Consider the following 13,081-nt stretch of genomic DNA (forward strand, 5'->3'; position numbering starts at 1 on the left):
ACTGATTTGACCTACTGATTGGCTGCTGGTTGGGCTTGAACCCTTACTGGCTGTGCCGTGTCAGTGAGGCGGCATTATAGAGATCGCCGTCACGTTGGCAACCCCTTTTTGCTGTTTTTTTTGATTTTCTATTCGTTCGAACAGAAAAAAGCCAAAAGACGCTAAAAATCGACTTTTTATTTACAATTTTTTAAAGTTATCACTAAAAAGAGATACTTTTTGCCAGTTTGTGTACTCAACTTCTTTTGAGGTGTCAGTTTCACCGCCAGTCAATGACATGATGAAACGAATCATCACCTTATCGAAAAAGTGATAACGTGGATAGTAAAGAGCACCAGCGAAAACTCCGATTAGCTTGGGTTGCCATGCTGATTTACTGAGAAAGGTTTTAATATAGACACTTCCTTCTGGAGTATCTTTACCCTGCGCTTCTTTTCTTGCAGTTAAGTTGACACAAAAGAACGCCGCTTTAGCGAGTGCTAATTGCTCGGCATGTTTTTCTATAAATTGATAAAGCTTTTTATTTAAATGTCCGTAGCGAATAGAAGCACCAATTAAGACTCGATCGTAAAGAGCTAAATCAATATCCTCAATTTGATGTAAATCGGCAAGTTCGCAATCAAACTCAGAAAGTTCCTCTTTTATATAGTTAAGAATTTTCTTGGTTTGACCTTCACGGGAAGAATAAAGAAAAAGAGCTTTTTGCACGGGATATCCTTAACTGCGCCAAAACGTAGGGGTAAGCAGTATTAATAGTGTAAAAATTTCTAAGCGACCAAAGAGCATCGAAACAACCAATACCCATTTTGCACTGTCATTAACATCCGCAAAGTGTACGGAGACTTGACCCAATCCAGGCCCCAAGTTATTCAATGTTGCCGCGACGGCAGAAAATGCACTCAGTTCATCCATCCCTGTTGCGATCAATGCCAACATACACGCCACGAAGACCAGTGCGTACGCTGAGAAAAATCCCCAAACCGCGTCAACAACTCGCTGTGAAAGAGCACTTCCGCCCACCTTAATCGTATACACGGCTCTTGGGTGGATAAGGCGTTTCATCTCACGAGCACCTTGTAAGGTAAGCAATAAGATACGGATCACTTTCATGCCACCGCCCGTAGAGCCAGCACACCCACCTATAAATGAAGAAAACAACAATAATACAGGTAAGAATAACGGCCAATCTGCAAAACCCGTAGTGGTAAAGCCTGCCGTCGTCGAAATGGATACCGTTTGAAATAGCGCCTGATCAAAAGCGTCATAAAAAGAGTCGTAAGAATGGTGTTTGAGTAAAATCGAAAAGCAAACCGCAAACAAAATGACTTGTATAAGAGCGAAAGCTCTAAACTCTGGATCTTTAAGGTAATATTTTGGATGAACACCACCTGTCGCAAACGCCGCGTAATGGAGCGTAAAATTACAGGCTGAAATGAGCAAAAAAACAACTGTAATTAAATTGATCGCATAACTGTCAAAATACCCCATGCTTGCATCATGAGTCGAAAACCCACCAATAGCGATCGTAGAGAAGCTATGACAAATAGCATCAAATAGGGTCATTCCTGCTGCCCAAAAAGCAGTCGCGCATGCAATCGTTAAGCTTAAATAGATGTACCAAAGTGCTTTGGCGGTTTCGGCAATTCTTGGAGTGACTTTAGTATCTTTGACCGGGCCTGGAATTTCCGCTCGATACAACTGCATTCCCCCAATTCCCAATACTGGCAAAATGGCCACCGCTAGAACGATGATCCCCATCCCACCAAACCATTGTAAAAACTGCCGATAGAACAAAATCGCTTTAGGTAATTCATCTAACCCAACAATGACGGTTGCTCCGGTGGTGGTTAATGCTGAAAATGATTCAAAAAACGCATCAGTAACCGATACATTAGGGTTATCCGCTAACCAAAACGGTAATGAACCCGCACTACCGATAACCGTCCAAAACAGTACAACGATCAAAAAACCGTCTCTGGCTTTCAATTCATGTCGATAGCGGCGGTTTGGAAACCAAAAAAAACCGCCACACATCAACAATACAAAAAAGGTCGTGACAAAAGGCACACCTGCACCATCGCGGTACAGCAAAGCCACCAGCGCAGGGGCAAGCATAGAGACACTAAATAGCGCGAGCAAAAGCCCGACGATACGAATAATAGATCGAATTTGCATTGCTTTTTCTGAAGCGAAGCTTCTGACTTCCTAATTATTTTTTATGGCGGTCACTACAGCTTTTGCACCGCTTTTATTAATGATAGTTTGAGTAAAGGCATCAAGATGGCGCAATTCTATCTCAACAAGAAATTTAACCTGTTCTTTATAATCGGCTTCGACTTCTAATGCTTCATACTGCGCGATGATGGATTGAGCAATCGGCACAAAACCGTAGTCTAACGTTAGGGATAATTTTGTGGTGATTTTTTTCTCAATAGTTTGAAGCTGCTTGAGTGCTTGTTGTACTCCGCCACCATAAGCTTTAACTAACCCACCAGTGCCAAGACGAATCCCACCATAATAACGAGTGACGACGGCCGTTAACTCCCCGACACTCGATCCGGCTAGCTGCGCCAATATCGGTTTGCCCGCCGTCCCTGATGGCTCACCATCATCACTAAAACCCCACAACATCGAATCTTCCGGTCGTCCGGCAACAAAGCCCCAGCAGTTATGTCTGGCGTCGCTATGTTTTATCTTTATTTGCGCAATGAAAGCTTTGGCAGCGTCTACACTCGGAGTATGGGCCAAATAGGTAATAAAGAGGCTTTTTTTGATTTCCTCTTCAAATTGGGTGGGCAACGCTGGAATTAAATAAGGTTGTTCGTTCATGTGAAATCATAGATCGAGCGGATGGCAAGAGTGTAACACGTGCACTTAAAAAAGCAGCGCTGATCTCCATTCGCACTCAATGTTAAACAGTTGTTTAAAAAATGTATTGAAATTAAACAATCCTCAGGTCAAACTAAACCGACTGGTCAAACCAGAACCATTAATACAACAAAAACTCTCACACACGATCTTAAGGTTGTATGTCACGGAGATAGACAATGATTTACCAAGCCAACACCCTACAGGTAAAGGAATTACAAGATGGTATTGCGGAGTTGCGTTTCTGCTCCAAGGAGTCAGTGAACAAACTTGACCTTGCCACTCTTGAATCGCTCAACCATGCACTTGATGCCCTAAAAGCCCACCAAGGACTGAAAGGCCTTATTCTTACTTCCGATAAAGAATCTTTTATTGTCGGGGCTGATATCACGGAGTTTTTAGGTCTCTTTGCTAAACCTGCGCAAGAACTCGACCAATGGCTGCAATTTGCCAATAGCATTTTCAACAAACTAGAAGATCTACCCGTTCCGACACTAGCCGCTTTAACAGGACACGCTCTAGGCGGTGGATGTGAGTGTGTACTCGCTACCGATTTCCGTATTGGTGACGCAACCACCAGCATAGGATTACCGGAAACAAAGCTTGGTATTATGCCGGGGTTCGGTGGCTGTGTGCGTCTGCCTCGTGTAATTGGTGCCGACAATGCTATGGAAGTGATCACTCAAGGCAAAGCATGTCGTGCTGAGGAAGCCCTTAAAATTGGACTGCTCGATGCGATTGTTGATAGCGACAAACTGCTTGAGTCAGCACTCAAAACCATCACATCGGCCATCAATGAAACCGTTGATTGGAAAATGCGTCGCCAGCAAAAAATGTCCGCGCTGACACTCAGCAAATTAGAAGCCATGATGAGCTTCACCATGGCCAAAGGCTTGGTTGCACAGCATGCCGGACCTCATTATCCAGCGCCAATAACCGCTGTTATTGCAATAGAAGAAGCCGCGCGCTGTAGCCGTGATGAAGCATTGGCCATTGAGCGTAAACACTTCGTTAAGCTCGCTCATTCTGAAGCGGCGAAATCCTTGGTCGGTTTATTCCTCAACGACCAATATATTAAAGCACTGGCAAAAAAAGCGGCTAAATCAGCCAATAAAGAAACCGGACGAGCGGCTGTACTTGGTGCGGGGATCATGGGCGGCGGCATTGCTTATCAATCGGCAGTAAAAGGCGTGCCTGTTTTGATGAAAGATATTGCTCAATCGTCCCTTAATTTAGGTATGACTGAGGCATCTAAGTTACTTAACAAGCAGCTAGAGCGCGGAAAAATTGATGGTTTTAAAATGGCCAGTGTGCTGGCATCGATTACGCCTAGCCTGCATTATGCGGGGATTGAGCAAGCGGATGTGATTGTTGAAGCTGTGGTTGAAAACCCGAAAATCAAAGCCGCGGTACTAAGTGAAGTCGAAGCCAATGTTGGTGAGGATGCGGTTATCACCTCGAACACCTCAACCATTCCAATCAACCTACTGGCCAAATCACTCAAACGTCCAGAAAACTTCTGTGGTATGCATTTTTTTAACCCAGTACATCGTATGCCATTGGTGGAAATTATTCGTGGTGAACACACTTCCGATGAAACCGTCAATCGAGTTGTCGCTTACGCGGCCAAAATGGGTAAATCCCCCATCGTGGTCAATGACTGCCCTGGGTTCTTCGTAAACCGCGTACTTTTCCCTTACTTTGGTGGCTTTAGTTTATTACTGCGCGATGGCGCTGATTTCACTCAAATCGATAAAGTGATGGAACGTAAGTTTGGTTGGCCAATGGGCCCAGCTTATCTTCTAGATGTGGTCGGTATTGATACCGCTCACCATGCACAAGCAGTAATGGCACAAGGTTTCCCTGAACGTATGGGCAAACAGGGCCGCGATGCTATTGATGTACTGTTTGACGCCAATAAATATGGCCAGAAAAATGGCAGCGGTTTCTATCAATACACTTTAGATAAGAAAGGCAAACCGAAGAAAACTTTCTCTGAAGAGGTCCTCACTGTTCTTAACGTAGAATGTGGTGATAAACGTACTTTTGACGATCAAACCATCATTGAGCGCATGATGATTCCGATGATCAATGAAGTGGCACTCTGTTTAGAAGAGAAGATCATCGCCTCACCCCAAGAAGCTGATATGGCGTTGGTGTACGGCTTGGGGTTCCCTCCTTTTAGAGGCGGCGTATTCCGCTATCTCGATAGTCTTGGTTTACAAAACTACGTTGCAATGGCAAGCCAATACCAAGCATTGGGCGCGATGTATCATGTACCTCAACTGCTGCTTGATATGGCAGAAAAAGGCGAGACCTTCTACGGTGCTCAACAAGCAAGTTCTATCTAAGGAGAGATGTCCAAATGACTTCACATAAGAGAAATGTCGTAATTGTTGATTGCCTACGCACCCCGATGGGTCGTTCAAAAGGTGGGGCATTTCGTCATACTCGTGCGGAAGATTTATCTGCACATCTGATGAAAGGCATTTTAGCCCGTAATCCACAAGTCAACCCAAAAGAGATCGAAGATATCTACTGGGGTTGTGTGCAACAAACCTTAGAACAAGGCTTTAACGTCGCGCGTAATGCGGCACTGTTGGCTGGCTTGCCGATTGAAATTGGTGCCGTCACCGTTAACCGTTTATGTGGTTCATCAATGCAAGCACTGCATGATGCCACCCGCGCCATTATGGTTGGTGATGCTGAAATCTGCCTTGTGGGCGGCGTTGAGCATATGGGACACGTACCGATGAACCATGGCGTTGATTTCCATCCTGGCATGTCAAAAACCGTTGCCAAAGCTGCGGGGATGATGGGGTTAACGGCTGAGATGTTAGGTAAAATACACGGCATTAGCCGTGAGCAACAAGATGCCTTTGCCGCTCGTTCGCATCAACGCGCTTACGCAGCAACCGTTGAAGGCCGCTTCAAAAATGAAATCCTCCCCACTGAAGCTCATGCCGAAGATGGTACTCTGTTCACGCTCGATTTTGATGAAGTGATCCGCCCGGAAACCACTGTTGAGGGGCTAGCACAGTTGCGTCCTGTTTTTGACCCAGCCAATGGTACTGTAACGGCAGGCACCTCATCGGCTCTGTCCGATGGCGCATCGGCGATGTTGATCATGAGCGAAGAGAAAGCCAATGCGCTTGGCTTAAAGATTCGTGCGCGTGTGAAATCAATGGCCGTCGCTGGTTGCGATCCTTCAATTATGGGTTACGGGCCAGTTCCGGCGACCCATAAAGCGCTACAGCGTGCAGGCCTCACCATGCAAGATATGGATGTGATTGAGTTAAACGAAGCGTTTGCAGCTCAATCTCTACCTTGCGCGAAAGATCTTGGTTTGCTCGATGTAGTGGATGAGAAGGTTAACCTAAACGGAGGGGCGATCGCACTGGGTCACCCTCTCGGGTGTTCTGGCACGCGCATCTCCACCACACTGATTAACTTGATGGAAGCGAAAGACGCCAAATATGGTCTAGCAACGATGTGCATTGGTTTAGGCCAAGGCATTGCGACTATTTTTGAGCGCCCATAACCATTCTGTTTTTCTTCTCACTGAAGAGTCTTTTAAGAGCCAGCTCTGCTGGCTCTTCTTATTAGGTTATTTAGCTTGAAGCCAATCACGATAAAGTTGATCGCTACTGCCCAGATAATTTACCATCCACTCGATCAATTTATGATTATCATCTTTGCGCCATACTAAACAGCATTGACTAAGCAGTTTATCAACGGTGAGAACCCGTTCAACCAACCCACCATCAACAATCAAAGGTTGTGCAATGTGTCTTGGCATGTAGCCCACACCGACTTCATTTTTTAAGCATTCAATCGCACTATACCAATTCGGTAAAAGTAAACGCCGTTGCTGCGGGTAGTGATCCGTATGTCGCTTGGGTAATACACTTGACGTGTCATCCAAACAAATCGCCGGGAACTGACTGACAAAATCTTCGGTTAAATAGGACTCTTGAGCACAAGGGTGATGAGGAGACATTACAAATGCCCAATCCAACACCCCCATGTCACGCACTTCAAAATCACCACCGACAGGAATCGCAGAGGTTGCACCAATCACAATGTCAGCTCGACCTTGCGCAATAGCTTCCCATGAGCCATTAAACACTTCCATGTTGATTTGCAACTCAGCAAACTCAAACGTGCGATAAAAATCTTCCACCAGCGGTTTCATTTTGTCGAGTTTGACCACGTTATCAAGCGTCAATTTTAGCGTTTTCTGCCAACCATGCGCCGCGCGTTTAGTTTGTGAACGAATCTCTTCCATCTGCCTAAGCAATTGGCGAGCCTCCACCATAAACAGCTCACCAGCGGGCGTCAGCTCCACCTTTCTAGGTAAACGGCGAAACAGCAGCACATCCAAATCTTGTTCGACTTGGCGAACGCCGTAGCTGATCGCTGACGGCACTTTATGCAAAACCTCCGCAGCGGCGGTAAAACTACCCAACCGTGCGACAGTATCAAGCATTTCTAATGAGGATTTAGAAAACATAAGCCTTCAATTTTTTTGATGAATAACCAACAAATTTAGCGTTTCATTTAATATTAAACGAAAAATAGAATAGATGAGTAGATAAATTAAGGTTGGCATAGATTAATGCTGGCCAAATATTGATTAATTTTTTTGAATGGTAATAAAAATGAAAGCATCAAAATTACAGTTGCTGTACTTAGCCGCGCTCTCTATGCTTGGCTTCATTGCCACAGACATGTACCTCCCTGCCTTTAAAGCAATGGAAATGGACTTTGCCACAGGGCCAGAGCAAATAGCCTTGTCTCTCACCGTTTTTCTGGTCGGTATGGCATTAGGTCAACTGGTGTGGGGCTTAGCTTCCGATAAATATGGTCACCGTAACACTTTAGCGGCTGGCCTAGTTCTCTTCACGTTAGCATCATTTGGTTTAGCTTTTAGCGAGCAGGTGTGGCAATTATTAGCGTTGCGCTTTGTGCAAGCTTTAGGGGTGTGTGCTCCCGCAGTGATCTGGCAAGCAATGGTAATTCAACGCTACCCAGCTAAAACAAGCCAGCAAATATTCGCCACCATTATGCCTTTGGTCGCGCTTTCACCCGCGCTTGCACCTCAATTAGGCGTCTTACTGGCCGATAACTTTGGTTGGCACAGTATTTTTGTGACATTGACATTAATGGGCGTTGCGCTTGTAGCCTGTACTTTTGCTCAAAAAAATGAACAATCACAACCCAAACAAACCTCAATTAAGCAAGATATCAAAGCTCTGCTCAGCACTAAAACCTACTTGGGTAATGTGATGATGTTTGCTTGCGCTTCTGCGGCCTTCTTTGCTTACTTGACTGGGATGCCAGAGATTATGGCACACCTTGGTTATGCCGCTAAAGATATCGGTTTGAGTTTCATTCCTCAAACGATCGCTTTCATGGTTGGTGGCTACTTAGGTAAGGTGGGAGTGAATAAATTTGGTGACGAAAAAGTGCTCAAGCAGTTGATTGGCCTCTTCAGCGTTGCCACTTTATTAGTATTCATTGCATCACAATGGCAACTGACCTCAATTTGGCCAATTTTGGCACCGTTTTGCTTAATAGCAGTTGCCAACGGAGCGCTTTACCCTATCGTGGTGAACCGCGCACTATCGAGTGCCAAACAAAGCCCAGCCACTGCAGCGGGTTTACAAAATAGCTTACAAATCTGCGTTAGTAGTTTAGCCAGCGCATTGGTCGCAACGTTGGCCAGCCAAGCACAAATGGTGACGGGTATTGCAATTATGATTTGTATGGGCGGGCTATGGATTGGTTATATCGTCTCGAACCGCGAACTTTCTCAACACTTCACCGCACCAGATAATGCACGCGTAGTCAGCGATGAAGAGTAAGTCTTTTAATAAGAACTGATAAAAAGCCGCTCATTATAAGCGGCTTTTTAATCGTTCATTTGTTAGCTACGCTTAACAGGACGCTTCCAACCATTGATTTTGCGCTCTTTCGCGCGAGTGATGACTAACTCACCTTCAGCAACGTTACTGCTTAGCGTAGTGCCAGCACCAATCGTTGCACCATTGGCGATCGTTACAGGAGCAATCAACTGGCTGTCTGAACCGACAAACACATCATCACCAATTGTGGTTTTGAATTTATTGACACCATCGTAATTACAAGTGATAACGCCAGCTCCGACATTAACACGCTGGCCAATTTCGGCATCACCAAGATAAGTTAAGTGATTGGCTTTCGAACCTTCACCCAAACGAGTATTTTTTACTTCCACGAAGTTACCCACGTGAGCATCATTACGCAGTTCAGCACCAGGACGTAAACGGGTAAAAGGCCCAACGGTACAGTTTTCTGCAACGGTTGCCCCTTCAATGACGCTGTATGGGCGGATCACTGTGTTGTCATCAATTTCGCAATCTTTAAGCACGCAACCCATGCCGATAATTACGTTATCACCCAAAGAGACATTTCCTTCGATGATGACGTTTGCATCAATCTCAACATCCATCCCACACTGTAATTCACCACGCAGATCAAAACGCGTAGGATCACGTAGCATCACACCTTGTTCTAATAGCTTTTTCGCTTGTGTTGCTTGATAAGCACGCTCTAAACGAGCCAGTTGAGCGCGATCATTTACTCCTTCCACTTCAATAGAGCTGGCAGGATGAACAGCCTCAACTGCACGGCCTTCATTGTGCGCGGCAGCGATAACATCTGTCAGATAATATTCGCCTTGTGCGTTCTCATTACTTAAGCCTGACAACCAGCGCTTGAGATCGCGCCCCGTTGCCACCATCACGCCCGTATTGATCTCTTTAATTAACTTTTGCTCATCAGTGGCATCTTTTTGTTCAACAATTGCCACCACAGGGCCATGCTTACGCACGATACGGCCATAACCGGTTGGGTTATCCAGTACCACTGTCAGCAAGGCTATTCCATCATTAGGCTGTGCATCTAACAAGCTTTCCACGGTTTCTTCCGAGATCAATGGAACATCACCGTACAACACGAGGATCTTCTCATCGTCTTGGAAATGAGGCGAGGCTTGATCAACGGCATGGCCAGTTCCTAATTGATCCGCTTGCAGCACCCAGTTAACCGACTCTTCGGCAAGCGCTTGCTGCATTTGCTCACCACCATGACCATAAACCAAGTGGATATTTTGGGCACCTAAGCTATTGCACGTATCAATTACGTGTTTCACCATTGGCTTACCCGCCAGTGTGTGCAGCACTTTAGGCATATTAGAATACATTCGAGTACCTTTACCTGCTGCGAGGATCACTGCGCTAAATTTCATTGACAACCTATTGACGTTAAAAAAGTTAAGCCGCATTTTAGCGGTAATTAAAGAGATAGTTAATTTAACTAAATAATTTTCTGTTAAAAAATAAGCAAAAAGGCGACCTATAGGTCGCCTTTTTACATCACGTCTTAATTATAAAACACATTAACGACGTTTTTTGGTCAGCTCGATAACTCGTAACTGAGCCATGGCTTTAGCCAGTTCACTGGCCGCTTGTGCGAAGTTCATATCGCCATGCTGATTTGAAATATTCTCTTCAGCTTTGCGTTTGGCTTCTTCTGCCTTAGCTGCGTCTAGTTCTTCACCACGAATTGCCGTATCAGCCAGTACTGTAGCAGTACCCGGTTGCACTTCGACAATACCACCCGAAACATAAATAATTTCTTCGTGGCCGTGTAGCTTAACGATACGCACCATACCAGGCTTAATAGCGGTCAGCAGCGGTGTGTGACCATGGAAAATTCCCAGTTCACCTTCGCTACCGGTCACCTGAAACGTTTCGACTTGGCCAGAGAAGATTTTCTTCTCTGCACTGACGACGTCTAGGTGAAAGGTTATTGCTGCCATATCGCCTCCTAGTTAGCCTTATAGCTTCTTAGCATTCTCAATCGCATCGTCGATAGTACCGCAGTACATAAACGCTTGCTCTGGAATGTCATCGTATTCACCAGATAGAAGACCTTTGAAGCCACGTAGCGTCTCTTTTAGAGGTACGTAAACACCAGGGTCACCTGTAAATACTTCAGCTACGTGATAAGGCTGAGTTAGAAAACGTTCAATCTTACGTGCACGTGATACAACTTGCTTATCCGATTCAGACAACTCGTCCATACCCAAGATCGCAATGATGTCTTTCAGCTCTTTGTAGCGCTGAAGCGTCTGCTGAACGCCACGAGCGATGTCGTAGTGCTCTTGACCTACGACGAGTGGGTCTAGCTGACGAGACGTTGAATCGAGTGGGTCGATCGCTGGGTATAGGCCCATTGCTGCGATGTTACGGTTAAGTACAACCGTTGCATCCAAGTGCGCGAACGTTGTGGCTGGAGACGGGTCCGTCAAGTCATCTGCTGGTACATATACCGCCTGTACAGACGTGATAGAACCTTGCTTAGTTGACGTAATACGCTCCTGAAGCACACCCATTTCTTCTGCAAGAGTAGGTTGGTAACCTACCGCTGAAGGCATACGACCTAGCAGTGCTGATACTTCCGTACCGGCAAGCGTGTAACGGTAGATGTTATCGATGAACAGAAGTACGTCACGACCTTCGTCACGGAAACGTTCTGCCATTGTCAAACCCGTCAGTGCAACACGTAGACGGTTGCCTGGTGGCTCGTTCATCTGTCCGTAAACCATCGCTACTTTTGATTTTTCAGGCTCTTCGATGTTTACAACACCGGCTTCCTGCATCTCATAGTAGAAATCGTTACCTTCACGAGTACGTTCACCAACACCCGCAAATACTGAAAGACCTGAGTGTTGCAGTGCGATGTTGTTGATAAGTTCCATCATGTTAACGGTCTTACCTACACCTGCACCACCAAATAGACCGATTTTACCACCCTTAGAGAATGGACAAACCAAATCGATTACTTTTACACCGGTTTCAAGAAGAGCAGTTTCGTTTGATTGCTCTTCATAGCTTGGAGCTGGACGGTGGATAGAGTAAAGCTCTTCCGCACCGATTTCACCACGCTCATCAATCGCATCACCAAGCACGTTCATGATACGACCTAAAGTCTTAATACCGACTGGTACTGAAATTGGAGCGCCAGTATTTTCAACTACCAAACCACGACGTAAACCATCAGAGCTACCCATTACGATTGCGCGAATCACGCCACCGCCAAGCTGCTGTTGAACTTCAAGAACGAGACGTTCTTTTGAATCCACAACATTCAGAGCATCGTAAACACTTGGTACTTCGCCCTGTGGGAACTCTACGTCGACTACCGCACCGATGATCTGTACGATCTTACCTGTAGCCATCGTTAATCCTCTAAACTGTTTGTTTTACCTAAGCTTAAACCGCTGCTGCACCAGAAACGATTTCCGATAGTTCTTGTGTAATCGCCGCCTGACGGGCTTTGTTATACACAAGCTGTAAATCATCAATCAAGTTGCTTGCGTTATCGGTAGCTGCTTTCATCGCAATCATTCGAGCAGCTTGCTCACAAGCAAGATTCTCAACCACACCCTGATAAACCTGAGACTCTACATAACGCAGCAATAGTGCATCGAGTAGAGGCTTTGGTTCAGGCTCATAGATGTAATCCCAAGAATGTTCGCGTTTCATCTCTTCGCTATTCGATCTAGGCAAAGGTAGTAATTGATCGATCGTTGGTTCTTGAACCATAGTATTCACAAATTTGTTGAACACTACGTATAGGCGATCCAACTCACCTGCATCATATTTCTTCAGCATAACACCAACGGAACCGATCAAATCTTCCAAGGTTGGGCTATCGCCCAAACCAGAGACTTGAGCAGCGACTTTAGCGCCACTGTTTCTAAAGAAAGCCGTTGCCTTTGAGCCCACAATTGCCAGCTCAACCTCAGCACCTTTCTCCGACCAATCTTTCATGTCATGTAGAGCTTTTTTGAACAAGTTCACGTTCAAACCACCACACAAACCACGGTCTGTTGAAATAATGATGTAACCAACACGTTTGGCTTCGCGCTCTTCTAGATAAGGATGACGATATTCTAGATTTGCACTCGCCACATGACCGATCACTTTACGCATTGTTTCAGCGTATGGACGAGAAGCTTCCATGCCGTCTTGCGAACGACGCATTTTTGAAGCTGCTACCATTTCCATCGCTTTCGTAATTTTCTGCGTGCTTTTAACACTACCGATTTTATTACGTATCTCTTTTGCGCCGGCCATCGTTTTACTCTCTTTTAAGGTAATCC

Annotated in this window: 11 protein-coding genes; 3 read left to right on the forward strand and 8 right to left on the reverse strand. The window is 45.5% G+C overall.

Annotated features, from left to right (window positions below; all coding sequences use genetic code 11):
• Window positions 1-180: 180 nt before the first annotated feature.
• From hemG to AACR75_RS16815, 3 genes are read right to left on the reverse strand one after another with little or no spacing between them, the layout of a single operon-like run.
• Window positions 181-708, reverse strand: coding sequence for a menaquinone-dependent protoporphyrinogen IX dehydrogenase (gene hemG / locus AACR75_RS16805; protein WP_013855605.1), 528 nt, complete (start codon window positions 706-708; stop codon window positions 181-183).
• Window positions 709-717: 9 nt separating this feature from the next.
• The gene (locus AACR75_RS16810) at window positions 718-2,175 is read right to left on the reverse strand and encodes a TrkH family potassium uptake protein (protein ID WP_017046377.1); all 1,458 of its coding nucleotides are present in this window, start codon (window positions 2,173-2,175) and stop codon (window positions 718-720) included.
• A 30-nt stretch (window positions 2,176-2,205) separates the two neighbouring features.
• The gene (locus tag AACR75_RS16815) at window positions 2,206-2,829 is read right to left on the reverse strand and encodes a YigZ family protein (RefSeq protein WP_047688042.1); all 624 of its coding nucleotides are present in this window, start codon (window positions 2,827-2,829) and stop codon (window positions 2,206-2,208) included.
• A 218-nt stretch (window positions 2,830-3,047) separates the two neighbouring features.
• On the opposite strand from AACR75_RS16815, the gene fadB reads away from it, so the two are divergent.
• Together fadB and fadA are read left to right on the forward strand one after the other, a co-directional pair.
• Window positions 3,048-5,219: a fatty acid oxidation complex subunit alpha FadB gene (fadB, locus tag AACR75_RS16820; protein WP_047688044.1), complete on the forward strand. Its 2,172-nt coding sequence runs from the start codon at window positions 3,048-3,050 to the stop codon at window positions 5,217-5,219.
• Window positions 5,220-5,233: 14 nt separating this feature from the next.
• Entirely contained in the window at window positions 5,234-6,409 is a 1,176-nt protein-coding gene (fadA, locus tag AACR75_RS16825; protein WP_047688049.1) for an acetyl-CoA C-acyltransferase FadA, read from the forward strand.
• A 66-nt stretch (window positions 6,410-6,475) separates the two neighbouring features.
• Here the strand turns inward: fadA and punR are convergent, their stop codons facing one another.
• Entirely contained in the window at window positions 6,476-7,381 is a 906-nt protein-coding gene (gene punR / locus AACR75_RS16830) for a DNA-binding transcriptional activator PunR (protein ID WP_047688051.1), read from the reverse strand.
• Between the two features lie 148 nt (window positions 7,382-7,529).
• Here punR and punC point away from each other — a divergent pair, with 148 nt between their 5' ends.
• Window positions 7,530-8,735, forward strand: a complete 1,206-nt coding sequence (gene punC / locus AACR75_RS16835) for a purine nucleoside transporter PunC (RefSeq protein ID WP_047688053.1) — start codon at window positions 7,530-7,532, stop codon at window positions 8,733-8,735.
• Window positions 8,736-8,797: 62 nt separating this feature from the next.
• Here the strand turns inward: punC and glmU are convergent, their stop codons facing one another.
• The 4 genes from glmU to atpG form a co-directional block, all read right to left on the reverse strand.
• The gene (gene glmU, locus AACR75_RS16840) at window positions 8,798-10,159 is read right to left on the reverse strand and encodes a bifunctional UDP-N-acetylglucosamine diphosphorylase/glucosamine-1-phosphate N-acetyltransferase GlmU (RefSeq protein WP_026029111.1); all 1,362 of its coding nucleotides are present in this window, start codon (window positions 10,157-10,159) and stop codon (window positions 8,798-8,800) included.
• A gap of 150 nt (window positions 10,160-10,309) precedes the next feature.
• Window positions 10,310-10,732: a F0F1 ATP synthase subunit epsilon gene (locus AACR75_RS16845; protein ID WP_013855597.1), complete on the reverse strand. Its 423-nt coding sequence runs from the start codon at window positions 10,730-10,732 to the stop codon at window positions 10,310-10,312.
• An 18-nt stretch (window positions 10,733-10,750) separates the two neighbouring features.
• Window positions 10,751-12,154: a F0F1 ATP synthase subunit beta gene (gene atpD / locus AACR75_RS16850; protein ID WP_010319968.1), complete on the reverse strand. Its 1,404-nt coding sequence runs from the start codon at window positions 12,152-12,154 to the stop codon at window positions 10,751-10,753.
• 34 nt (window positions 12,155-12,188) lie between these two features.
• Window positions 12,189-13,055: a F0F1 ATP synthase subunit gamma gene (gene atpG, locus AACR75_RS16855; RefSeq protein WP_013855594.1), complete on the reverse strand. Its 867-nt coding sequence runs from the start codon at window positions 13,053-13,055 to the stop codon at window positions 12,189-12,191.
• Window positions 13,056-13,081: the final 26 nt, after the last annotated feature.

The sequence above is a fragment of the Vibrio sp. ZOR0018 genome, assembly GCF_963865925.1.
GTDB classification, from domain to species: domain Bacteria; phylum Pseudomonadota; class Gammaproteobacteria; order Enterobacterales; family Vibrionaceae; genus Vibrio; species Vibrio anguillarum.